Source organism: Xanthomonas sp. NCPPB 4467 (assembly GCF_041475665.2).
GTDB classification, from domain to species: domain Bacteria; phylum Pseudomonadota; class Gammaproteobacteria; order Xanthomonadales; family Xanthomonadaceae; genus Xanthomonas; species Xanthomonas dyei.
Genome location: NZ_CM191260.1, coordinates 2,385,591 through 2,409,739 on the forward strand (window position 1 = coordinate 2,385,591; position 24,149 = coordinate 2,409,739).

At 61.7% G+C, this 24,149-nt stretch carries 15 protein-coding genes, 1 tRNA gene and 1 pseudogene; 4 read left to right on the forward strand and 13 right to left on the reverse strand.

Annotation, left to right across the window (positions count from 1 at the left end):
• Positions 1–94: 94 nt before the first annotated feature.
• The 8 genes from ACCQ06_RS10500 to amaB form a co-directional block, all read right to left on the reverse strand.
• Positions 95–1,399 carry an MFS transporter gene (locus tag ACCQ06_RS10500; RefSeq protein WP_316692292.1) on the reverse strand — a complete coding sequence of 435 codons (1,305 nt, stop codon included), beginning with the start codon at positions 1,397–1,399 and terminating at the stop codon, positions 95–97.
• Between the two features lie 163 nt (positions 1,400–1,562).
• Positions 1,563–2,228: an aspartate/glutamate racemase family protein gene (locus tag ACCQ06_RS10505; RefSeq protein WP_316692568.1), complete on the reverse strand. Its 666-nt coding sequence runs from the start codon at positions 2,226–2,228 to the stop codon at positions 1,563–1,565.
• Between the two features lie 216 nt (positions 2,229–2,444).
• Entirely contained in the window at positions 2,445–3,356 is a 912-nt protein-coding gene (locus ACCQ06_RS10510) for a DMT family transporter (protein ID WP_316692293.1), read from the reverse strand.
• A complete protein-coding gene (gene murB, locus ACCQ06_RS10515) occupies positions 3,350–4,402 on the reverse strand; it encodes a UDP-N-acetylmuramate dehydrogenase (RefSeq protein ID WP_316692294.1) in 1,053 nt (350 codons plus the stop codon). The genes ACCQ06_RS10510 and murB overlap by 7 nt, the downstream gene beginning before the upstream one ends.
• Entirely contained in the window at positions 4,399–5,454 is a 1,056-nt protein-coding gene (locus tag ACCQ06_RS10520) for a quinone-dependent dihydroorotate dehydrogenase (protein ID WP_104617343.1), read from the reverse strand. The genes murB and ACCQ06_RS10520 overlap by 4 nt, the downstream gene beginning before the upstream one ends.
• 4 nt (positions 5,455–5,458) lie before the next feature.
• Complete coding sequence (locus ACCQ06_RS10525; protein WP_316692295.1) at positions 5,459–6,226, reverse strand: class I SAM-dependent methyltransferase; 768 nt, start codon at positions 6,224–6,226, stop codon at positions 5,459–5,461.
• Between the two features lie 2 nt (positions 6,227–6,228).
• A complete protein-coding gene (locus ACCQ06_RS10530) occupies positions 6,229–6,513 on the reverse strand; it encodes a DUF4190 domain-containing protein (protein WP_316692296.1) in 285 nt (94 codons plus the stop codon).
• Between the two features lie 331 nt (positions 6,514–6,844).
• On the reverse strand, positions 6,845–8,377 hold the full coding sequence (amaB, locus tag ACCQ06_RS10535) for an L-piperidine-6-carboxylate dehydrogenase (RefSeq protein ID WP_316692298.1): 1,533 nt from the start codon (positions 8,375–8,377) through the stop codon (positions 6,845–6,847).
• A 135-nt stretch (positions 8,378–8,512) separates the two neighbouring features.
• On the opposite strand from amaB, the gene ACCQ06_RS10540 reads away from it, so the two are divergent.
• From ACCQ06_RS10540 to ACCQ06_RS10550, 3 genes and pseudogenes are all read left to right on the forward strand, one after another.
• Positions 8,513–8,589 (forward strand) — tRNA-Arg (locus ACCQ06_RS10540).
• A gap of 549 nt (positions 8,590–9,138) precedes the next feature.
• Positions 9,139–13,674, forward strand: a complete 4,536-nt coding sequence (locus tag ACCQ06_RS10545; protein ID WP_316692300.1) for an RHS repeat-associated core domain-containing protein — start codon at positions 9,139–9,141, stop codon at positions 13,672–13,674.
• Between the two features lie 471 nt (positions 13,675–14,145).
• Positions 14,146–14,911: pseudogene (locus ACCQ06_RS10550) on the forward strand (IS3 family transposase); the annotation flags it as partial.
• A gap of 31 nt (positions 14,912–14,942) precedes the next feature.
• Here the strand turns inward: ACCQ06_RS10550 and ACCQ06_RS10555 are convergent.
• The 5 genes from ACCQ06_RS10555 to pgaA form a co-directional block, all read right to left on the reverse strand.
• Positions 14,943–16,045, reverse strand: a protein-coding gene (locus ACCQ06_RS10555; protein ID WP_425611865.1) for an IS3 family transposase whose coding sequence is annotated in 2 segments (ribosomal slippage) — positions 14,943–15,787 and positions 15,787–16,045 — 1,104 coding nt in all. Because the reading frame shifts where the segments join, the coding sequence is not laid out codon by codon here.
• A 44-nt stretch (positions 16,046–16,089) separates the two neighbouring features.
• Entirely contained in the window at positions 16,090–16,548 is a 459-nt protein-coding gene (pgaD, locus tag ACCQ06_RS10560; RefSeq protein ID WP_316692303.1) for a poly-beta-1,6-N-acetyl-D-glucosamine biosynthesis protein PgaD, read from the reverse strand.
• The gene (gene pgaC, locus ACCQ06_RS10565) at positions 16,545–17,798 is read right to left on the reverse strand and encodes a poly-beta-1,6-N-acetyl-D-glucosamine synthase (RefSeq protein ID WP_316692305.1); all 1,254 of its coding nucleotides are present in this window, start codon (positions 17,796–17,798) and stop codon (positions 16,545–16,547) included. Before pgaC ends, pgaD begins: the two co-directional genes overlap by 4 nt.
• 3 nt (positions 17,799–17,801) lie before the next feature.
• Positions 17,802–19,700: a poly-beta-1,6-N-acetyl-D-glucosamine N-deacetylase PgaB gene (pgaB, locus tag ACCQ06_RS10570; protein WP_316692306.1), complete on the reverse strand. Its 1,899-nt coding sequence runs from the start codon at positions 19,698–19,700 to the stop codon at positions 17,802–17,804.
• A complete protein-coding gene (gene pgaA / locus ACCQ06_RS10575; protein WP_316692572.1) occupies positions 19,682–21,640 on the reverse strand; it encodes a poly-beta-1,6 N-acetyl-D-glucosamine export porin PgaA in 1,959 nt (652 codons plus the stop codon). Before pgaA ends, pgaB begins: the two co-directional genes overlap by 19 nt.
• A 738-nt stretch (positions 21,641–22,378) precedes the next feature.
• On the opposite strand from pgaA, the gene ACCQ06_RS10580 reads away from it, so the two are divergent.
• A complete protein-coding gene (locus tag ACCQ06_RS10580; protein WP_228325368.1) occupies positions 22,379–24,079 on the forward strand; it encodes a ShlB/FhaC/HecB family hemolysin secretion/activation protein in 1,701 nt (566 codons plus the stop codon).
• Positions 24,080–24,149: the final 70 nt, after the last annotated feature.

Sequence of the window (24,149 nt, forward strand, 5' to 3'; positions counted from 1 at the left end):
GCGGCTGATGTTCGGTGCGGCATGTGCAGGTTGTATTCGGTTGCTCAGTGCTGGCCGCCCCGGTCAACGATTGCTCGTTCTGTCAGATGCCGTTCTACGCAGAGGGATGTCCGGCACGTTCCCGGCGCCATAGCTGTCGTCCAATCGTCGTGCCGATCACTGCCAGTAACACCATGTAATAGCCTGGTCCCATGGGATGTTGCTTGGCCAGCATCACCACCAGCAGCGGTGTCAGCCCACCGAACACGGCATAGCCCAGGTTGTAGGCGAACGACACGCCGGACAGGCGCACTTCCGGCGGGAACACCTCGACCATGATGCGCGGGATCACCCCAAGCACGCCCAGTGCGGCGCCCAGCAGCGCATACAGCGGAAACACCAGCCGTGGATCGCCGGCCAGGCGGTAGAACACCCATGCCGCAACGCCCAGCGCGACGCTGCCGATCAGCAGCACGCGCCCATTGCCGTAACGGTCGGCCAACGCACCGGCCAGCACCGACCCCGCAGCCTGCAGCACGATCGCCAGGCTATTGGCCTGCAGCGCCACTGCCGCCGGGTAGTGATAGCTGCTCTGCAACAGGCCGGGTGTCATCAACGACACCACCAGTACGCCGCCGGCCACCATCCAGGTCAGTGCCAACGACAGCAGCACGCCAGGCCGATGATCGCGCAGCACCAGCTTGAGCGGGGTTTCGCGCGCCAGCGCACGCATGGCGACCAGTTCTGCGAACACCGGCGTCTCGTGCAGCCAGCGCCGCAGGTAGACCGATACCAGCCCGAATACGCCGCCCGCCAGGAACGGCAGCCGCCAGGCATAGTCGGTGATCTCGGCAGGGCTGAAGTGGCGGTTGAGGGCGCCGGCGCCCAGCGAACCGAGTAACACGCCACCGGCCAGACCGGCGGTCAGGGTGCCGCAGGCGAGTCCGGTGCGGTGCGCGGGGACATGCTCGGCGACGAACACCCAGGCGCTGGGCACTTCACCGCCGATCGCGGCGCCCTGCAACAGGCGCGCGCCCAACAGCAGTAGCGGTGCAGCGATGCCGATCTGCGTATAGGTCGGCAACAGGCCGATGCACAGCGTTGGCAGCGCCATCAGCAGCAGGCTCAGGCCGAACATGCGTTTGCGACCGACCAGGTCGCCGAAGTGCGCCATCACCATGCCGCCGAGCGGACGCACCAGGTAACCGGCGGCAAAGATGCCGAAGGTCTGCAGCTGGCGCATCCAGTCGGGGATGCCGGGAGGGAAGAACAATTCGCCCAGCACCGCGGCAAAAAAGATGAAGATGATGAAATCGTACAGTTCCAGCGCGCCGCCCAACGCAGACAAGGCCAGTGTCTTGTAGTCGCCGCGTTTGAGCTGCGACTTCGGTGCAATGCCGGTGGGTGGATGGGTCTTCACGGCGTGACATCCTGTGGCGGGTGGGGGCGCAGATGCGCCTGAGCAGCGGTGCATGTGCAGGCAGCAATGCTAGCGCGTCAGGAATTGCAGCTTGCACGCTTGCGCTGGATGGCACGTCTGCGGGCTTCGGTAAACGCGTGGTGTCTGCGCCCGGGGTGACGCATCAAGCGCGCAGGCTGGCCAGTGCCGCTGCTTCGGCGTGCAGCACGGCGGTATCGAATAGCGGCCGCGCTGCATCGCCTGCATCCACCAGCAATGAAATCTCGGTACAGCCAAGCACGATCGCCTGCGCGCCTTGCCGGTCGAGTTCGGCCATGACCTGACGAAAATACGTGCGCGACCCGGCATCGATCACGCCCTGGCACAGTTCCTCGTAGATCACCCGATGCAGTTCCGCACGCGCATCGGCAGGCGGTATGACGACCGTCAGGCCGCGCGCTTCCAGACGCCGGCGATAGAACGGCTGCTCCATGGTGAAGCGCGTGCCGAGCAGGCCGACCTGGGTGATGCCCGCCGCGAGCAAGGCATCGGCGGTGGCATCGGCGATGTGCAGCAACGGCAGTGGCGTTGCTGCGGTGATCGCATCGGCGACGCAGTGCATGGTGTTGGTGCACAGCACGATGAAGTCCGCGCCGCCGGCGTGCAGCGCACGCGCGGCCGCCGCCATCTCGCGTCCTGCGCCTTCCCAGTCGCCGGCGTGCTGCAGGCGTTCGATATCGTGGAAGTCGACGCTGTACAGCAACAGTCGGGCCGAATGCAGCCCGCCACGTTCGCGGCGAATGGCCTGATTGATGTGTCGGTAGTAGGGCAGGGTGGACTCCCAGCTCATGCCGCCGATCATCCCGATGGTTTTCACGTGCAGTGTCCTGGCGCAACCGGGTTCGCCGGCATGGTCGCACACGATCTCAGGCGCATGACAGCAGTGACTGAGACGCCGCCGACAACTGCTTAGTGCGCCACAACGCCACTGCCGCAGTCGTGATGTAGGTGAGATGCATAGAGACAGGCGCGCTGCAGTTGCACGCATCGCATCAGTGGTGCTGCATCACTCGCCCGGCTTTGCCCCCTCCACGGGCGCATGCGTGGCAGCGCGACGCGCCAGCACGGTTTCGCGATGGGCGATATACACATTGGCGCCGATGATGATGGCCGCGCCAATCAACGTGTGGCGTTCGATCGCCTCGCCGAACAGCCACCAGCCCAGCAATGCCACCAGCGGCAGCTGCATGAAGCTGATCGGCTGCAGCGCCGAGACTTCGCCCAGCTTGAGCGCACGGGTCCAGAACAACTGCCCCGCAGTGCCGAAGACGCCGGTCGCCACCAGCCATAGCCAGTCGATGCCGTGCGGCCAGGCCCATTGAAACAGTGCCGGAATCAGCGACATCGGCACCCAGAACACATAGGTATAGAACACCACGGTGTCGGAATCGTCGCTGCGCGACAGCTGCTTGATCTGGATCGCGACAACCGCGCTGATGACAGCGGCCAGCAACGCGATCAGCAGCCCGGGCGTGAATGTGGACGAGCCCGGCCGCAGGATCACCAGCACGCCGACAAAGCCTGCCGCCACCGCCAGCCAGCGTCGCATGCGCACCTGCTCGTGCAGCCATATCACCGCCAGCACGGTGACGAACAATGGCGTGGAATAGGACAGCGAAATCGCCTGCGACAACGGCAGGTGGCCGATCGCCCAGAACCCGCACAACATCGACGCCAGGCCGATCAGCGTGCGCGCCAGATACTGCGGCAACTGCCGGGTGCGCGGCAGCGCCTTGCCTGGTCGCAGGATCAACGGCAGCAATGCCATCAAGCCGAACGCGTTACGAAAGAACGCAATCTCGGTGGTGGCGATGTTGCTCGATGCAAACCGGATGGTGATGGCCATCAGGCCGAAGGCGAAGGTACTGGTGAGCATCCACAGCGCGGCACGACGCGAGACCTGCGTTGCAGTCACCAATGCGCTCCGATGATGCGCGGCTCCGGTTCCAGGATCACCGAGTAGCGCTCGCGCACCGATTCGGCGATGCGCCGCGCAAAGTCGAGCAACTGCGCGCCGCTGGCAGTGCCGTAGTTGACCAGCACCAGCGCGTGGTCGGGCGACACGCCGGCATCGCCTTCGCGCTGGCCCTTCCAGCCGCATTGCTCGATCAACCACGCGGCCGACAACTTGCCCTGGCCTGGCTGTTCGCCGGGATACACCGGCATGTCGGCGAAGGTGGCCTGCAGCGCGGCGATCTGTTCGCTGGGCAGCAGCGGGTTCTTGAAGAAGCTGCCGGCATTGCCCAGCACATCGGGGTCGGGCAGCTTGCGTCGACGGATGTTGATCACCGCCTGGGCCACGTCGGCCGCGCCCGCCAGCTCGGCGCCCATGCTGGCCAATTCTTCGCGAATGCCGGCGTAATCCAGGCGTAGCTCATGCAGCAATGGGAGATTGAATTCCACCGCCACAATCAGATAACGCTCGGGCTGCTGCTTGAACACGCTGTCGCGGTAGGCGAATGCACACTCGGGCGCGGTCATCCGCACAAACTGCTGGCCAAGCCGATCGAACGCTTCCACCACGTGGATGAAGTCGCCCGCCTGCGCGCCGTAGGCACCGATGTTCTGGATCGGGCTGGCACCGACGGTACCGGGGATCAATGCCAGATTTTCCAGACCCGACAAGCCTTGCTGCAACGAATACAGCACCAACGCATGCCAGTTCACACCGGCCCCGGCGCGCACGATGGCGTGGTCGGCGTGGTGCGCGATGATGGCGATCTCGCGGTTTTCGAAACACAGCACGCACCCTTGCGGGTCGCCGGCCAACAGCACATTGCTGCCGCTGCCAAGCACCAGCAATGGAAGCTCGGCAACCTCCGGCGCGGCCAGCGCCTGCGGCAACGCCTCGGGCGTGTGGATGCTCAGCAACCAGCGCGCCGTTGCCTCGACATGAAACGTATTGAGCGCGCGCAGCGGCGCGTGCGCGCTCAAGCTCCAGCCGGTCTGCACTGCATCGCTCATAGCGGCGAGACCGCGCCACCGCTGGGCGCTTCGCGGCGACGACGGATGGCATCGACGCACTCGCCAATCAGCGGCGGACCGCGATACACCAGGCCGCTATAGCACTGCACCAAGCTCGCGCCGGCCGCCATCTTTGCCACCGCATCGGCGCCGGAATTGATGCCACCCACGCCGATCAATGGAATCGACTCGGGCAGGCGCGCGCGCAGGCGCCGCAATACCAGCGTGGATTGCCCCAGCAACGGCGCGCCCGACAAGCCGCCGGCCTCGCCAGCCAGCGGATGATTGGCAATCAAGGTGCGCGTCACCGTGGTGTTGGTGGCGATCACGCCATCCACTGCCAGGTCGGCCAACACGCGCGCGGCGGCATCGATGTCGCGGTCGTTCAGATCCGGCGCCACCTTCACCAGCATCGGCACGCGCTTGCCATGTTGCGCGGCCAACGCTTCCTGAGTTTCGCGCAGATCGGCGATCAGCCGACGCAGCGCTTGTTCTTCCTGCAGTTCGCGCAAGCCGGCGGTATTGGGCGAGGAAATGTTGACGGTGATGTAGTCGGCCAGCGGATACACGCGCTCCATGCAGTAGCGGTAATCGCTGGTCGCTTCTTCGTTGGGCGTGTCCTTGTTCTTGCCGATGTTGATGCCGAGCAGCCCGCCACGTCGGCGTGCGCGCTGCACATTGGCCACCAGCGCATCCACGCCCAGATTGTTGAAGCCCATGCGGTTGATCACCGCCTGGTATTCCGGCAACCGGAACATGCGCGGCTTGGGATTGCCTTCCTGTGGCCGCGGGGTCACCGTGCCGATCTCGATAAAGCCGAAGCCCAGCGCCAGCAGCGCGTCGATGTGTTCGCCGTTCTTGTCCAGGCCGGCACCAAGGCCGACCGGGTTGGGAAACATCAGGCCGAATGCCGGCGTCGGCAGCGGGACCGGGCGCTTGGCCAGCAGCGACGTGGTGCCGGTGCGGTAGGCGGTGTCGATGGAGCGCAATGCCAGCGCATGCGCGCGCTCGGCATCGAGGGTGAACAGCAGGGGGCGGGCAAGCGAATACATGGGGTCAGTTCAATGTCCCTGCGAACACGCGGGTCTGGTATTGGAAGTCGATCTGCCCGTCCTGTGCGTGCGCGTCGAACAGCGTGCGCAGCGCGGCGAGCATCGGTGCATGGCGTGGGTCGTGTGCGAGCGGCGCATATGAAGACGACAACAGGCGGCCGCGCAGTGCGTCGAAATCCAGTCGCTGCACATTGGGAAAGCGCGCCATCGCACGGAACCCATCGCCGAACCACGCCTGCATGGTCGCATCGTCCTGGTAGCGTTCTGCCACTGCCGAGTAGTCGGTGCCGTAGTCCAGCAACAGCTGCTCGTAGCCGCGCAAGAAGGCGGTGGTATCCAGCTCGCGCGAGTTCCAGTAGATCACCGCCAGCCCGTCGGGCCGCAACACGCGCGCCCATTCGGCACGGATGGCCTGGGTGTCGAACCAGTGGAAGGCCTGCGCGGCAGACACCAGACCCATGCTGGCATCGGCCAGCCCGGTGGCTTCGGCTGTGCCATCGATGGCCTGAAACTTGGGGAAACCCGCCAGCCATTGCTGCGCGGCCTCACGCATGGCCGGATTCGGCTCCACTCCCGTGACCGCATAGCCGGCTTCCAGAAATAGCCGGCTGGAAATGCCGGTGCCGGCGCCGATATCGGCTACCGCGGTCGCCGGGGTGATGCCAAGTTCGTCATGCAGCCAGCGCAGCAACTGCGGCGGATAACTGGGCCGGTAGCGCACATAGGCCGCCACGCGGTCGTTGAAACGCTGGGCCGAGGAGGGCGCGGCCATGCTCAACTGTTTGCGGCCGCAAGCCAGGCCAGGCCGCCGAAGAACAGCACGAAGATCGCAATGCCGATCACCCACATGGCCGCTGCCAGCCAGCCGAGGATCAGCCCGCCGATCGCCAAGCCGTCGCCTTCCAGCCCCTGCGGGTTGCGGCGGATTTCTGCGCGCGCCAGGTGGCCGGTGATGATGGCGCACACGCTGCCAAGGACCGGGATCAGCGTCCAGCCGAGAATGCCTGCGACCAGGCTGACGATCGCCATGGCACTGGTCTGTCGAACGACAACGTTCATCATGAACTCCTAGAGATTGACGGCAGCAGAGGGCTGGCGTGGCCCGATTATCCCAGAGCGGCCGCCCGAATGGCGTGCCGTCTGCGGCGGAAACGCGATCGCCGGGCCATCGGCTGCCGGGGCGGGTGGCCTGAACTGTCTGATTGCGTGGGGCAGGGAGGCGTTATCAATGCGCTCACGGTCCCGGCCGAGACGTCATCGGCGCTTGGCGAACCGCTGCGGGGTGGCGCGTGCCGTTCTCTCTATCGCGATTGCGGGCCGCCCGTAGCAGGGTGACCATGCGACACCTGCAGCGCGCCGGCAATGGCTGGGCGCGCTGCGATGTGATCGATTACAGATCGAACTTGATGCCCTGCGCCAGCGGCAGCGAGTCGGAGTAATTGATGGTGTTGGTCTGACGCCGCATGTAGACCTTCCACGCATCCGAGCCGGACTCGCGACCGCCGCCGGTTTCCTTTTCGCCACCGAACGCGCCGCCGATCTCCGCACCGGAGGTGCCGATGTTGACGTTGGCAATGCCGCAATCGCTGCCCGCAGCGGACAGGAACTTCTCGGCCGCTTTCAGGTCCTGGGTAAAGATCGACGACGACAGGCCCTGCGGCACGCCGTTCTGCAGGTCGATCGCCTCATCCAGCGTGCTGTACTTCATCACGTACAGGATGGGGGCGAAGGTCTCGTGCTGCACCACCGCGTCGCTGTTCTGCAGCCCGGTGACAATGGCCGGCAGCACGAAGTTGCCCGGGCGATCGATCGCGGTGCCGCCTACTTCCACCGTGCCGCCGGCCGCCTTGGCCTTGGCGATCGAGGCCAGGAACTGCTCCACCGCGCCGCGGCTGTTGAGCGGGCCCACCAGGTTTGCCGGGTCGGTAGGGTCGCCGATCTTGCTGTCGAGCTGCTTGTACGCCTTGACCAGCGTGGCCAGCACGTTGTCATAGATGGAGTCATGCACGATCAGGCGGCGCGTGGTGGTGCAGCGCTGCCCGGCGGTGCCGACCGCGCCGAATACGATGCCGGGGATGGCCAGCTTCAGGTCGGCGGTCTCGTCCAGGATGATGGCGTTGTTGCCGCCCAGCTCCAGCAGGCAACGGCCCAGGCGGTGCGCAACCTTCTCTGCCACCACTCGACCGATCTGGGTCGAGCCGGTGAAGCTGATCAGCGGGATGCGGGTGTCTTCGACCAGCTTCTCAGACAAGGAAGTGCCGGCATCGTTGATCAGGAAGAAGATGTCCGGAAAGCCGGCATCCTTCAGCGCTGCATTGCAGATCTTCATCGTGGCGATCGCGGTCAGCGGGGTCTTGTTGGACGGCTTCCAGATGCAGATATCGCCGCAAATCGCCGCCAAAAACGCATTCCACGCCCACACCGCCACCGGGAAGTTGAACGCGCTGATGATGCCCACCAGCCCCAGCGGCTGGTACTGCTCATACATGCGGTGACCGGGACGCTCCGAATGCATGGTGTAGCCGTAGAGCATGCGGCTCTGGCCCACGGCAAAGTCGGCGATGTCGATCATCTCCTGCACTTCGCCATCGCCTTCGGGCTTGCTCTTGCCCATTTCCAAAGCCACCAGCGAACCGAGCGCATCCTTGTGCTTGCGCAGCGCCTCGCCACACAACCGCACCGCCTCACCGCGACGCGGCGCCGGCGTGGTGCGCCATACCTTGAAGGCGGCCTGCGCGCGCGCCACGATCAGTTCGTAGTCGTCCGGCGTGGTCGCCTGCACATCGGCGATGACCGCATTGGTGGTCGGATTGAGCGGCTGCAGCACGCCGGCGCCGGTGGCCTGCGACCAGGTCGCCTCGCCGAGGTAAGTGCCGGAATTGGACGCAGCGAGGTCGAGCGCCTTGAGCAGGTCAGCGGACATGGAATCTCCTGGAAACAGTGGCGGTCGCGCGGCAGCCAGGGCCGGTAGCGACACGGGTAGCCGCCGATTTTAGCAGGCTCCACCCACCCCCGGCCGGCTTGGCAAGCTGGCTGAACATGCGACAATGCCGCCCTTGGCCCCGTAGCTCAGCTGGATAGAGCGTCCCCCTCCTAAGGGGAAGGTCGCCCGTTCGAATCGGGCCGGGGTCACCATTGGCGGTAACCCAGCGACGCAATTGTCCATGCGTTTTCCGCGGGCCTGGAAGGTTTAGTTGCCACCATTCGATCAAATTGATCTATCTGCTTGGTGCTTGGAATGCCAACGCAGCTGAGTCTGTTATCCAGTGGCCAAGTCACCAACAGCAACGCTCCTCGAAACCTCCTCGGCGCTAGATTGAGTACCTACGCGGCACTTGGAGGACCAGATGCGGCATCGATGTACTGATCAACGCGGTGGCACTCCGACGTCCAATACCCTTGGGCTAGGGAATTTGACTCTAAACTGAGGCGCTACTCAAAATCGCGGAGGGGGGGGCGAAAATTTAGATCAGAATCGAATTGGTCACGCCCTGGCAAATACATGCAACATTCATGTGTTATCTAAGCGTGCAGGTGGAAGGTGTTTGAGCCGTAGTTTTTAAGCTTGACGCGAATTAAGTATGCCTCTGGGCTTCAGTGGAAAGAGTCAAATTTTTGTTTTTACCCATCATCGTGGTAATGAAATTTTAATTTAATTAAATCTTTAATCACAGGGAGTGTGGTGTGAATATTGTGGCGGGTACATTAGGTCGGTGTTTCAATTTTTGCTTGTCTGTCGGATTGCTGTCTACTCTTTCAATAGATGCAAATGCGGCGACTTACTACGGGCCTCCGTACACACTTAACACCATCTACGGTAATCCAAAATTTGAATCGGCAGGCGCCGGTGTGGATTGGATTATTGGTCAGATGACAAAGGGTTGTATAACAAAGCCCCAAGGATGTTCGTCCTGGCCGGTGGTTAGGTACAATGCGACCACGTCGGGAGCAATTGTCATGTGGCCGAATGATGTATCTGGCTATTTTGTTACTCCAACGACCTATTCTGTCGGTTCGCCGAGAAAGAATCTTGGCAGCTGTAACATGTCCTGTAGTGGAGGGCTGGGCACCGGAAGGGACGGGACCGGGCCGCGCGGAAGCCGCGATAGCGCAGCTGACGCAAATAAACCTGGATCTGTATTTGAAGGTGACCCTATCAATACGGCGACAGGGAATTTTTATCGTCAAGATACAGACTACGACAATCCAAGTGGTCTTGTATTTCGGAGGTTTTACAATAGCTCGTTGTCGGTGACCTCTACCTCAATGGGGAAGCAATGGCGCCATTTCTTTGATCGTAGTCTGGAAATCCAACGTTCTACGACCGCAATCACTGACACTCAGGCGATCAATGCCCATCGCCCAGATGGAAGCTCGGTAACGTTCAACTTGACTAATGGCGTCTGGAAGGCTAGCGCCGATTACTCGGAAACGATTGTCGAACGACCAGATGGTGCGGGTTTTGCACTGGCGATCTCAGCAACCCAGCAGACAGAGATTTATGATGCAAAGGGACTTTTGCAGGAGGTCTACGATAAGTCAGGCCAGAGGATCTATCTGCTGACCTACAGCCTCCCCGATGCCACGGGTGTTGGTGGTCGAGTTCTTTTGAGCGCCGCTGATAGAAGCGGACGGAAGATGAACTTTGACTACGATAGTGAATCGAGGTTGGCTGGGATAACGCTTCCTGATAAAGGGAGGGTTGTTTTTTCATACGATGTAAATGGCTATCTGGCATCAGTGAAGTACCCAGACGGAAAGTCGGTCGGCTATCTTTATAATGAGAGTAATTTTACTGGGGGTAATTCGCTTCCTGGCGTGATGACAGGCGTAACTGATGAAAAAGGTGCTCGTTACGAGACGGTCACATATCAATCAGGTAGAAAAGCGACATCGGCATCATTCGCTGGCGGGGTTGAAACTACGAAGATCGACTACGATGCGTATTCTACAAATGGGATTGTTAATTCATCCGTGATTGGTCCATTAGGAGTGCGTAGTTATCTTAAGTTCGTTGATGCCGCGACCGGTGCGATACGTTTTGCAAGTTCTGGTTTGCCTTGCGGCACACAGTGCAACCAGCCATATAAGTCCATAACCTACGATGCAAATGGTTATGTCGCGTCAAAAACAGACTTCCAGGGTAATAAAACGCAGACTAGTTTCGACACGAATGGTCTACTTCAGCAACAGATTGATGCAGTAGGCTCCACACAGCAGAGAACGATCAACACGATTTGGAACGCAGGAATCCGTGAGCCCCTTGAGCGCACAGTTCTCGACGCTGGTAATGTCGTCAAGTCGAAGTCGAAGTGGGCCTACAATGCTGTTGGCCTGCAAACGGCCCGTTGCGAGATAAACATGGCCGTGGCGGCTGCTGCTTCCTACGACTGTGGGAGTGCCACGAATGCACCAGCAGGCGTTCGTCAGTGGCGCACGAGCTATTGTGAAAAGGTGGACGCAGTCAACTGTCCGCAATTGGGCTTGATTCTTTCATTGGACGGTCCACTTACGGATGTGAACGATGTTACGACGTACCGCTACTTTACCTCCACTGATGAATCTGGGTGTGGTACGGCAGGTGGCCAGTGCCATCTTGCTGGCGATCTCTTTCAGGCTACAAATGCTATAGGGCAGGTCACCACATACGCGTCATATGACGCCAATGGCAAACCTGCACGAGTCGTCGACTCGAATGGGATGGCGACTGATATCAGTTACGCGCCTCGCGGATGGCTGACTTCCAAAATTGTCAGATCAGCTCCCGGTGGCGCTGCTTCTACGCAGGATCGCGTAACGACGATCAAGTATGACGAGACAGGAAATGTAAAGCAGGTGATAGAGCCGGATGGCAACGCGGTGACTTACGGCTATGATCCGGCACACCGTCTGACCGATATCACCGACGACGCAGGTAATAACGTTCATTACGTCCTTGATGCGGCCGGGAATCGTCTGACGGAAGACGTCAAAGATGTATCCGGCAATGTCAAGAAAACTCTAACGCGCGTTTACAATAAGCTCGGGCAATTGGAGACGCAGGCAGATGCGTCTGCTAATCCGACTGATTTTGCCTACGACCTCAACGGTGATTTGACATTGGTGACCGATGCGCTGGGTCGCAAGACGCAGCTGGATCCCGATCCGCTGCGTCGCGTCGCGCGCACGCTTCAGGATGTTGGCGGTCTTGCGGTAGAAACGACACAGCAGCTGGATGCCCTGGACCGCGTCACTGCCGTAATCGATCCAAAGGGTCTGACTACGCGTTACGAGTACAACAGCCTCGGGGATCTTGGCAAGCTCACTAGTCCTGACACTGGCGCAACAACCTATGGCTACGACGCTGCCGGCAACCGCACACTTGAAGCGACAGCTCGTGGGGTCAAGATCAGTTCGAGTTATGACGCGTTGGGACGACTGACCAAGCTGAGCTATCCAGCCAGCACTTTCAATGTCATTTATACCTATGACTCCGTGCCAGCTAGCTGCCAGGCAGGAGAGACATTCGCGACCGGCCGCTTGGCGTCCATCAAGGACAGTAGCGGGGCGACGGAGTACTGCTACAACAGCTTCGGCGATCTGGTGCGTAAGCAGCAGACGACCAACGGCAAAGTCTTGGTGTTGCGCTATGGCTACACCACGGCTGGTCGTCTGGCGAGTGTGATCTACCCGGATGGAGCCAAGGTCGACTACGTTCGCAATGGACTCGGCCAGGCCATCGAGGTGGGTTATACCCCGGCGACGGGCGTACGCCAGATCCTTTTGAAAAACGCCAGCTATCTTCCGCTCGGTCCGGTTGCAGGCTGGACCTACGGCAATGGTCGTGTACTCACGCGTGCTTATGATCAGGACTACCGGCCAAAGGCGATTCAAGACATAAGTGCGGGGGGATTGGATGTTGGCTTCGGCTTCGATCCTGTGGGCAATCTCTCTAAGCTGACCCCCGCAGGCAGCACGGTTGCGGATGTCACGCTTGGCTACGACTCGCTTGGACGTTTGACCGAGTTCAAGGATGGAGTGACCGGCACAGTGCTGGATGGCTACAGCTACGACAAGACCGGCAACCGGCAGAGCAGTAAGTCGGCCGCCGGCGAGGTCGCTTACACCTATGAAGCGAACAGCCATCGGCTAACGAAAGTGGGTGCAATACCACGTGTCTACAACGCCGTAGGCGATACAACCTCGATCAACGGAACCGAGCGCGAATTCGTTTACGACGTGACCGGCCGCATGAGTCAGGTCAAGCGCAATGGCACTGTGGCCCGCGAGTACCGTTACAACGGCAAGGGCGAGCAGGTCCGTCGCTTCCTCGGTGCTGCAAATACTTACACGCTCTATGATGAGTCCGGCCGCTGGATGGGTGACTACGACAACGCGGGCAATTCGCTGCAGCAAGCGATCTGGCTAGACGACATGCCGGTGGGCGTCACCGGTGCGGATGCCAAGTTGGCCTACATCGAGCCTGACCACTTGGGTAGCCCGCGCGTGGTGGTTGATCCAGGGCGTAATGTGGCTGTGTGGACTTGGAACTTAAAGGGTGAGGCGTTTGGGAGTACGGCGCCGAATCAGGATCCCGATGGTGACGGTAAAGCGTTTATATTGGATATGCGTTTTCCGGGTCAGCGGTTCGATACAGCTAGCGGATTCAATCAGAACTATTTCCGGGACTACGACGCTGCAACTGGTCGTTACTCGAAGAGTGATCCTGTGGGATTAGGGGGTGGGGTAAACACCTATTCTTATGTAAGAGGTAATCCTTTATTTGCTAGTGATTTGCTGGGTCTCGATACTGCGTTGATATTGTCAGGAGGAACAGCTGATAATCCGTTCGGCCACTTGGCGACCGCAATAGAAGGGCAGGGTGTTTATAGTCGTGGCACTAAACATGATTTTGGATCAAGTTTTGATGAATACTTAAATGATCAAATTAGTGATCGTTTTGTGGAGGTGATCGTTCTCAAGACTGATGTTAAGCAAGAGCGGGCGATCATTGAGGCGATAAGGGCTGATTCAAAAAATCCTTATCATGTTCTTTCAAGTAACTGCGCCACCACTGTCGGTGTAGGCCTTGCAGCTGCTGGGATTGAGAATAATGGCTCGATTCTGCCTGGAGGTGCATTTATGAATTTCCTCGGAAGTGACTTGAAAGTTGGTTATTATCATATTCCTAAGGGTGGCGTTGTTCCATCTGGCCTGAAGTTCTTGAATCCTGGAAAATAGAATGAAGGATATATTTAGGATTGTAAATTTTTCATTGATTTTTATGTTGTTACAAAACCTACTGGGTTGTTCCCTTAGGGATAAGGAAGTATATGGTCAGCTGCAAGCGTTGGATGCAAGGTTTAGGGGCGATAGAGCCGCGATTATTGTATCTGAACTTGATGGGGTAAAGGCTGTGCGCTTCCGGGATCGCGATAAGCGTGTATGGTGGGCTTTGAATAAATTGGATGAAAGGGAGGGGGTTTATACATATCCCGTTAATGGGTTGAGGCCGAAATGTGATTTCCTCAAGGAAATAAATAGAATAGATGGCGTCGAGTCCCAGGTGCGGTCAAAATTCATGGCCAGTTGTAGATAGTTGGTTACCAACCCGTGCCCATGCTGGAGTTTGAAGCGCGAAAAATTTGTCACACTGGGCTGAGATCCACTGATACGCCAAGGGTTTCCTAGACATCTCAAGGCCATGGAAGTGTCGCCACGCACAGCCTGTACGCCTGGCTGCGCAAGTTCGGCAAGCCTGGCGTGGTGCATTGCGCCGAGGTGGACCAGAGCGCCGAGGTCCGGCGGCTGAAGGCAGAGTTGCGTCGAGTGACCGAGGAGCGCGACATCCTAAAAAAGCCGCCGCGTACTTTGCCAAGGGGTAAAGGCAAAGTACGCGTTCATGCAGGCCCATCGCAGCGAATTCAGGCTGTGCGCGATGTGTCGGGTATTGCGCGTCAACCGGGCGGGTTACTACGCCTGGTGACGCTCGCCCGACAGTGAGCGCGCCAAGGAAGATGAGCGCTTGCTGGGACTGATCAAGCACCACTGGTTGGCCAGCGGCAGCATCTATGGGCATCGCAAGATTGCGCAGGATCTGCGCGATCTGTGGGAACGTTGCAGTCGCCATCGGGTGCATCGGCTGATGCGCACCGAGGGACTGCGTGCCCAGGTGGGCGATGGTCGCAAACCGCGCTTCCATGGAGGGATGCAGTGCAAGGCGGCTGCCAACCTGCTTGACCGACAGTTCGACGTGACCGCGCCGGACACGGCCTGGGCGAGCGATTTCACCTTCATCCGCACGCATGAAGGCTGGATGTACCTGGCGGTTGTGATCGATCTGTTTTCCAGGCAGGTCGTCGGCTGGGCAATGCGCGATCGGGCCGGTACCGAGTTGGTCGTGCAGGCCTTGTTGTCTGCGGTCTGGCGGCGCAAACCCAACGCTGGTTGCCTGGTTCACTCGGACCAAGGGTCGGTCGACGTCCCCCCGCCCTGAGTAGCGATCGGGTTTAGAGTCCGGGGTTGATGATATCGGTGTTTGCCAGATGTTGGGCATAAGCGGACGGCGTCATGCCGCCAATTGCTTTCTTGGGTCGGTCCTCGTTGTATTCGCGTTGCCAGCGTTCGATCTCGGTGCGCGCGTGCAGCAGTGTTGGGAACCAGTGTTCGTTGAGGCATTCGTCGCGTAGCCGGCCGTTGAAGGATTCGACGTAGGCGTTCTGGTTTGGTTTGCCTGGCTGGATGAGCCGCAACTGCACGCCACGGGCATGCGCCCAGACGACCATGGCCTTACCGCAAAACTCCTTGCCGTTGTCGGTGCGGATCACCTGCGGCAGGCCGCGACTCTCTGCCAACCGATCCAGCACGCGTGCAACACCGTGCCCGGAGATCGCGCGCTCCACCTCGATGGCGACTGCTTCGTGCGTTGCGTCGTCCACGATCACCAGACACTTGATCGCCCGGCCTTCGGCGGAGCGGTCGAACACGAAGTCCATCGACCACACCTGGTTGGCCTGCGCTGGCCGCAGCAGCGGCTGACGCTCGCCAACCGGTACCTTCTTGCGCTTGCGGCGCCGGACTTGTAGCTGCTGCTCGCGATACAACCGCTCCACGCGCTTGTAGTTCACCAGGCGTCCTTCCTGTCGTAGTTTGAGATAGATCATTCCTACGCCGTAGCGACGATGGCGATGCGCGAACGCACCGATGCGTTCGCGCAGTTCGACGTTGCGATCTTCGCGCGGGCGATAACGCAGTGCACTGGCGCTCATGCCGATCACTGCCAACGCATGACGCTCGCTGGCACCACGCTCGATCCACTCGCGCACCAGCGTACGACGTGCCGGTGCGCTCACCACTTTTTTCGCAACGCATCCTTGATCAGGTCGTTCTCGAACAACTGCTCGGCCAGCAACTTCTTCAGTCGCGTGTTCTCGGCCTCAAGGTCCTTGAGCCGCTTGGCATCGGGCACGCTCATCCCGCCGAACTTGCTGCGCCACAGGTAGTACGAGGCCTCACTGAAGCCATGCCGCCGGCAAAGGTCCTTGATGGCCATGCCCGCTTCAGCCTCGCGCAGGAAGCCGATGATCTGCTCTTCGGAAAAACGCTTCTTCACGTCCAATCTCCTCGGGATAGGGAATTGGACTCCAAACTGAGGCGCTACTCAAAATTGGGGGGACGTCGCACCACCCGCACCCCCACCGGCCGTGCGGACTTATCCATCGATACCGACGAGATGCGGGTGTGGCGGAGCAGGGTGCCGAGTTGTTCGGTGGCGCCCAGGCGTTGGTCCACTTCCAGTTCGGCCACTGTGCGGGGGCGTTTGCGCTTGTCGGCCTTGGCGAAGCGTAGGCGGTTGTATTCGGCCCAGCCGACCGTGGTGATGGCGGCCATCAGGGCGATAACCGGCAGGGCGCCAAGGGCGAACGGGTCGATAGCGTTGTGCTGTAGGTAGAGCTCGGTGTACGCGCTGCGCAGGCCGAAGAACCAGGCGATCAGCGTGGCCAGCGGTGCCCAGAGATAGAAATAGACCATCCAGGCGCCGGCGGTGGCGGCGCCGTAGGCGAGACGGCGCGAGCGGCCGAGGCGTTGCGGCAGGTTGATGATGGGCGGGGTCATTGGATTCCTCGGTCGGGGCTCTTCCATCGCGCGCGTTTATTGCGGCGTGCGATGAGGGCGCGGGGGAAGGCGATGACGGCAGTGAGCATGCCGATCATCCAGAAGGCGGCGGGGTACCAGATCACCCAGAAAAACTGGCGTGCCAGGCCTTTTTCGTAGCGACGTTCGATGATCAGGCTGGTGCCGAACTGCAGCAGGCAGACCACTGCCAGCACCAGGCCATGCCAACGCGGCAGGATGGTGTCGACATACAACGCAGGCGGCATCGCGATGAACTTGCCGAGCACCCACAGCACGATGATGAACAACATCACGTAGGCCCAGATCAGGCTCAGCGTGTATTCCAGCAGCACTGCCCACATGCGTCGGCTGCGCCAGGCCAGTGCGCGGCGGCCATGGCTCAGTAAGACCTCCACGCCACCGCGCGCCCAGCGCAGGCGCTGCATCCACAGGCCGCCAAAGGTTTCGGGCATCAGGATCCAGCACAGCGCGTTGGGCTCGTAACGGATATCCCAGCCATCGAGCTGCAGGCGCCAGGAGATGTCGATGTCTTCGGTGACCATGTTGTCGGACCAAAAGCCGACGTGGTGCAGGGCTGAGCGACGAAACGCGCAGATCACACCGGACACGGTGAACAGGCGGCCGTACACGCGTTGGGCGCGCTTGATCAGGCCCACGATTGCGGAGAACTCGCCGACCTGCATACGGCCCATCAGCGTGGTGCGATTGCGCACGCGCGGGTTGCCGGTAACGCCGCCGACGCGCGGTCCGGAAATCAGGTGACCCACCATCCAACGGGTTGCGTTGGGGTCGAGGATCGCATCGGCATCCACGCACACAAGATAATCGGACCGCGCCGCAAGCGTGCCGACCCGCAAGGCGTTGGCCTTGCCGTGATTTTGCTCAAGATGCACCACGCGCAGACGCGGGTATTGATGCGTGAGGTCGTCGAGGACTTCGGCTGTGCGATCGGTGCTGCCGTCGTTGATGGCAATGATCTCGAAGTCCGCATAGTGCTGCGCACTCATCGCTGCGATGGTTTCGGCGACGTGCTTGGCCTCGTTGTAGCAAGGCATCAGCAGCGACACGAACGGCTCGCTGGCCATCGGCGACGGCTTGGACGGCCCTGGTGTGCCGCGTTCGCGCCGCAGGTAGTAGTAGATACCGCCGATCATCCAGAAAAACGCCATGATGATCGGGTAGTAAAACGCGAAGTTGAACAGGGCGGCCAGTAAGAGGCTGGTCGTCATCGGTCATCGCTCGATATAGGGGAATTGGCGGGCCGAGATGGCTTCGCGCGCTTCGGGCAGGGACGGATGGCCGCCAATGAAATCGTCGGGGTAATACGCCAGATGACGCACTCCGGCCGCCAGCAGCAACTTGGAATGTGCCAGTAGCACGCCCTCAGGTAGCGGCTTGCCGGTGCGCCAGTCCACGGTCTGCAGTTCGAAGATGGTCTTGTCGAAACCATGTGGCTGCTGACCGACGCGCGTGGCCAGTTGCGTGAGCCACTGCTGCGGGTCGTCGGCCTTTTCCATGTAGGGCATTGCCATCAACGCGGTGTAGTCGTAGGCGGCAGAAAAGGCGTCCAGACGCTGCGCAAACCACGCTTCGCTGTGCGGCTCCAGCACCGGCTGCGCGAACAGATTGCGCACCGTGACCAGCTTGGGCCGCCAGCGCTCTGCAGCGACCTTGAGCTGCTGGGTGAAGCCGATCAGCGCCTGCGTGCGCCTGGCCGGATCGCCGCCGCCGTAGGCCGGCACGTCGTCGTCGCGCAGGTAGGCATCGTCATGGAACAGCAGGCCTTCGAAGTAGGCATTCGCGGCAAGGTCTTCGTAAACGTCGGCGACCAATTGGCGGGTGCGCGGGTTGCCCGGGTCCAGACGCGGCACATCCTTCGGGTCGTTCGCATGGATCTGCAGTGCGGCCTGTTGCTGCGCGTCGGGCAGATGAAAGCCGAGCACCGGCAACCAGGCGAATACGCGCACGCCGGCGCGGGTGCGCAGCTGCCATGCCACGCGTCCGAACAGGTCGGCGCGCATCGGCAGATGCCGGTTGGGGAAATACAGCGCATCGGCCGCGCCATCGCCATCCGGGTCGGCAAAGGCCTGCAGGAAGACGTGGCTGGGTCCGATGTCCTTGACGCGCTGAACCAGGATGTCGAGGTTGCGCGCCAGCTGTGCCGGGTCCGGGTCGTAGACGTAATCCAGGTCGATCTGGATGGCGCGCAGTCCATCGCGCGACAGATCGCGGCGCAGTTCGCCGGCCAGGTCGCGCACGTCGGGGTTGTTGAACAACAACAAGCGCCCGAGGCTGGCCAGCGATTGCCCATCCACACGGTCGCGGCCTTGCTGGCCGATATCGGCTTCGTGCGAGCGGCCTTCCAGATCGAAACTGAGCGTCATGCCCAGTTGCGCGGCAATGGCGTTGCTGGCGCGGTTGTAGGCGGCATACGGCCACACCATCGTGCGCGGCGGCTTGCCCAGATGCGCCACGATGGCATCGCGGCTATGCCGCAGATCGGTTTCGATGCGCTGGCGATAGTCGGCTTCGTTTTCGTAGCCGCTGCTCGCATCCCACAGCCGGGTGACTGCCGCAGGGGTCTGGTTACCGAACGGATTGCCGGCAATACCTTTATGCAGGTCGTCGCTATGCGAGCCGATCTCGACCAGGCCGCTGTCCTGCATCTGCCGCAATTGCGCCCAGGTGACGAAGTCGTCGCGGGTGAAATCGCGCGTGCCGTAGGGCACCACCTTGCCTGCAGGCAGTTCGACCCAGCTGGTGACCGGCGCGACCAGCGCGGGGTAGCCGTAGGCCTGTAAGAGCGGAAATACCCGCGTATAGACGCTGCGCAAGCCGTCATCGAAGGTGAGCAACACCGGCCGCGAGGGCATGGCACCCCGTCCTGCGCGCGCATCCAGCACCTGCTGCACGCTCACCGGGTGATACGCGTGCGAGCGCAGCCAATCCAGATGCGCGGCGAAGTTGCTGGTGGACACTGCGTAGCGATCCGGGTCGCCTTTGGCGGCGACGTCGTCGCGAATATCGTGGTAGCTGAGCACCAGCAGACCCGCATGCGCCGACGACGCGAAGGTCATCAGCAGCAGTGCGAGCAGCAACAGCGGCAGGCGGATCAAGGCGTACCTCCCCATCGGAAATCCAGGTCCAATCCAAGTTGGTGTTCGCGCCGGCCGTCGTAGACCGGGCGCGACCAGCTCACGCCATACGTCAACGCGCTGCCATCGCCCAGCGACCACAGATGCCGATAGACCAGCGCGGGCACCCATTGGCTGCCAAAGCCGGATTGATAGGTCGGGCCGGCGGTGACTTCCAGACGCTGCCGAAACGCGTAGTCGTAACGCCGCCAGCCAATCTGTTCGATCCGCACACCCGCAGCCACGCCTGCGCTGCGGCGTGGGTTGAAGTAATCGACCACGCGGTCGTCTTCGGCACGCCCGGCAGATGCGGAAAGCAGCCCGTCGACCAGCACATGCGGGCGTGCCCACAGGCGTTGACTGCCGGACAGATCGAGCTGGTTGCGCCGATTGCCATCGCTGTAACGCAGCTGGCGTGCCTGCAGGTCCCAGCGCGTTTCATCGTTGGGTGTCCAGCGCAGCGTCGCGCCGATGCTGTCGCCGGTGATGCCCAACCGACGCGCCTGCAACGAGGCCTCCGGATCGCGCGTGCGCCAGGCGACGCTGCCGTACCACGCATCGGAGAATCGCCAACCCGCATCCAGTGCCCAGGCGGTGCCATCGCGATCGAAATCATCGAGCGCGCGGCCACCGTAGGCGCTCAGATCCAGCCGGTCGTAGCGGTAGTGCGTGCCCAGCCAGAAGCTGCGATAGCGCACGCGGGTGTCCTGAAAATCGGCCCAGTCCTCGCGCGCGCGCAAGCCCACGCGCCAGCGCTCGCCCAGCAGCGGCGATTCGGCTTCCAGCAGCGAGCTGCCGAAATGATTGCCGAGCGGCGAGGTTGCGGTGGCGCTGTTGTCGTTGTCGCTGCGGCCCCACGCATGGCTCAGATGCACCTGCCAGCCGCGTTGGCGCTCCAGCGACGCACCCAGCCGTTGCAGGCCGACATCATCGGGGTACTCGGTGCGCAAGGTCTTGAACTGCGCATCGGCCAGATCCAGGCGATCGAGATCGCGCTGGTTTTCGACCACGCCGCTGCGTGCCTGTTTTTGATGCGGGTCCAGCGTCAGCGCGATCTGATTGCGTTGCAGGGCTTGCGTGGTGTGTCCGCGGCGCGATTCGATCGATGCCAGTGCCGCTTGCAGCTCGGCATTATCGGGCCCAATCGCGATGCGCTCGCGCAATACCTGGTCCGCACCGCGGTTGTCGTTGGCTGCGGAGCGCGCGGTGGCGAGTGCGACATCGGCGCTAAAGCGGTCCCAGTTTTCGTAGCCGCTGGTTGCGCCGGCACGACGTGGCCAAGGCGCTTGCGGCGCGGCCAGCTGCTCGAACAACGGCATCGCCTGATCGAAGCGTTCCTGCTCCAGCAACGCGTAGCCGAGCAGTAGTTGTGTGTTGAAGTCGTCCGGGGTGTGTTGCAGCGCTTGTCGCAGCACGGCTTCGGCTTCGGTAGGGCGACGCAGCCCCATCAGCGAATCGCCAACCGTCGGCAGCACGTAGCTGGGCACCTCGATGCCGTCCGCACGCAATGCCTGATAGTTGGCCACCACGTCGCGATAGTGCTGACGCTGATTGAGCGCAACCAGGCTGTCGACACGCAAGCGCGTCGCTTCCCAGGCCACCTGTGGTGGTGCGTCGCGCTCGATGCGCGCCACATTGACCAATGCCTGATCGGTCTCGGCATAGCGGTGCGCGGCATCGACCGGCTCGGCGCTGGCCCAGCCGATCATGCGCGCGACGCGATCGTTGTCGATGCGCTCGCGCTCCTGCTGCGAAAACCAGTCCGGATGGCGCCACATCGCTTCTGCGGCAAGCTGCGCGCTGCCAAGATCGCTGAGCGTGAGCGCACGCAGCGTGTACGCGCCTTTGTCGCGCGGGTCGGCACGCAACACGCGTTCGTAGATGGCGAGCGCCTCCGCATAGCGCTGCTGGCCGCGCAATTGCTCGGCTTGCTGCATGGGCGTAAGGGCGATGGAGGCGCCAGTCACATCTGTCGACCGCACTTCGCCGCTGTGCGCCAGGGGCACACATGCGGCAAACAAGGCAAGGCTGATCAGGGGAGCGAGTGCGCCTGTACGGTCAGGACGACCGCGCTGCACGTGCATGTGCAAACAGGGGGGAAGAAAAGTTCACAAGCGATCCAGGCTATGAAGTGCGGCGATACTGCGTATGCCCGTGTAAAGCGAATGTCATCACTATGTTGATGGGATGTTCATTACTTGAGAGCGGTTGGCATAAATGCGCAGGTCTGCACAATCATGGCCGCCAATGCAGCGGCCCATCCATTGAGTCGACAGCAGCGTCCCGCCCCACTTTTGAAAAGCCTGTCCACGCTTCAAGGATGAGTTAAGACGCAGGAAGAAGTGACGGTATGCGTTGCGGTGCATGTCTTGAATAGTCTCAATAGCCGCGCGTTGACGGAACTTCGGGCCTGTGAGGGCGATTAAGCGCCCCGGCGATTTCCGTGACCCTTACGGCTGCGTCCGATATTTATGTGATTTCTATCACATAAATGAATTTGTCGGCATTTTCTTACAGGGTGGCCCCTACACGCTGCGTTGACCTGTTCTTAACGTTGCAGCACAGTGGCGCCGCGTTCGCCGTGCCCAAGGGTTGTGCTGCCGTTTTGGCAGCCAGGTGCGGCAATGTGAGCAACGGCAGGCCCAGGTTTGACCGTTGCACAGGGGGCATGACAGATGTGGATGCGATCGGCGCCGTTGGCGTTGGCGGCTTGCCTATGGGCGGTCGCCGGGCTGGCGGCTGCACAACAATCGGCACCGACCAGCCTGGACCGGCAGGAGCAACTGCGCCAGGCCGAAGAGATTCAGCGTCGGCAGGAGCAGGAGCGCCAGGCGCCTTTCGCCGGCCCGCGCGAGGATGCCGAGCGCGTGGACGCACGCAGTACTGTGCTTCCCGAAGAAGCGCTGTGTTTTTCGATCACGCGCGTGCGCCTGTCGGGCGCGGGCCAGGATGCTGCACGGTTTGCCTGGCTGTGGAAATCGCTGCGCCGTTACGAGGGGCGCTGCATCGGCCGCATCGGCATCGATGTCATTCGCCGTCGCGCACTGGATCGGCTGGTCGCGCGCGGTTTTGTCACCACGCGCATCGGCGTGCCCGAGCAGGACCTGTCGCGCGGCGAGTTGCGCTTCGAACTGATGCCGGGCCGTTTGCGCGCGGTACGCGTGGTGTCTGATGCCGACGGTGCGCACTGGAAGACTGCCTTGCCAGTGCGCACTGGCGATCTGCTGGATCTGCGCGCGATTGAACAAGCCGTGGAGCAGTTCAAGCGCCTGCCATCGCAGGACGCCAAGATCGATATCGCACCGGGCGAAGCGCCAGGCGAATCGGATCTGGTCATCACCTTGCAGCATGGGCGGCGTTGGCGCGGTGTGGTCAACGCCGAGGATTCGGGTGTGGAAGCCACCGGCCGCATGCAGGGCGGGCTGGATGTGTCGCTAGACAATCCGCTGGGGCTCAACGACCTGCTCAGTGTCGGCTACAGCCACGATCTGGCGACACGCGATGAAGAGCGCGGCACCCGTGGCAACAGTCTGAGCTACAGCCTGCCGTGGGGCTGGTGGACGGTTGCGCTGTCGGCGTCGTCGTACCGCTATCACCAGCGCGTGGACGGGTTTTTGCAGACCTTCCAGTCCAGCGGCGAATCCAGCAATGCCCAGCTGGACATCCAGCGCGTCTTGCATCGCGATGGCACCAGCAAGACTTCTGCCGGGGTGACAGTGGGGCGGCGGCGTGCGCGCAGCTATCTGGACGGCGTGGAGATCGGCATCCAGCGGCGCGACACCAGTAGTGCCGAGTTCTATTTCACGCATCGGCGTTACCTGGGCGCGATGCAGCTGGACGTGCGCATCGCACACCGACGCGGCACGCCGTGGTTCAACAGCCAATGGACCGGCTATGACCCGCAAATCGGTTTCCCCAGCTTTCGGTATGGCGTGACCACGCTGGATGTGAGCACTGCGCTGCCGTTCAAGTGGGGTGCGGTGCCTATGGCCTGGGAGAGCAGCCTGCGCGCGCAGACCGCGGGCGAACTGTTGCTTGGCTCGGAATTCTTCACGATCGGCGGCCGGTACAGCGTGCGCGGCTTCGATGGCGAAGCGACCCTGGGTGCCGAAAAAGGCGCGTATTGGCGCAATACCTTGAGTTTTCCGGTGCAGCAGATCGGGCTCACGCCTTACCTGGGTTTGGACGCGGGACGCATCGATGGCACCAGCGCCAGCGGGCTGCGCAGTCGCAGTCTGGTCGGTGGCGCGGTGGGGCTGCGCGGCGGCTGGTTCGGCGCCAGCGTCGATGCATTTGCCGGCTGGGCGATTCACCGGCCCGATGGATTTGGAAGTGCGCAGCCGGCCTACGGCGCGCGTGTGATCTACCAGTTTTGACATGGATCGCGCTGCCAGCCGGCGGCGCGCTTGTTGATGGATGACGCCTGCGGGCGGCGAGAGAGAAACG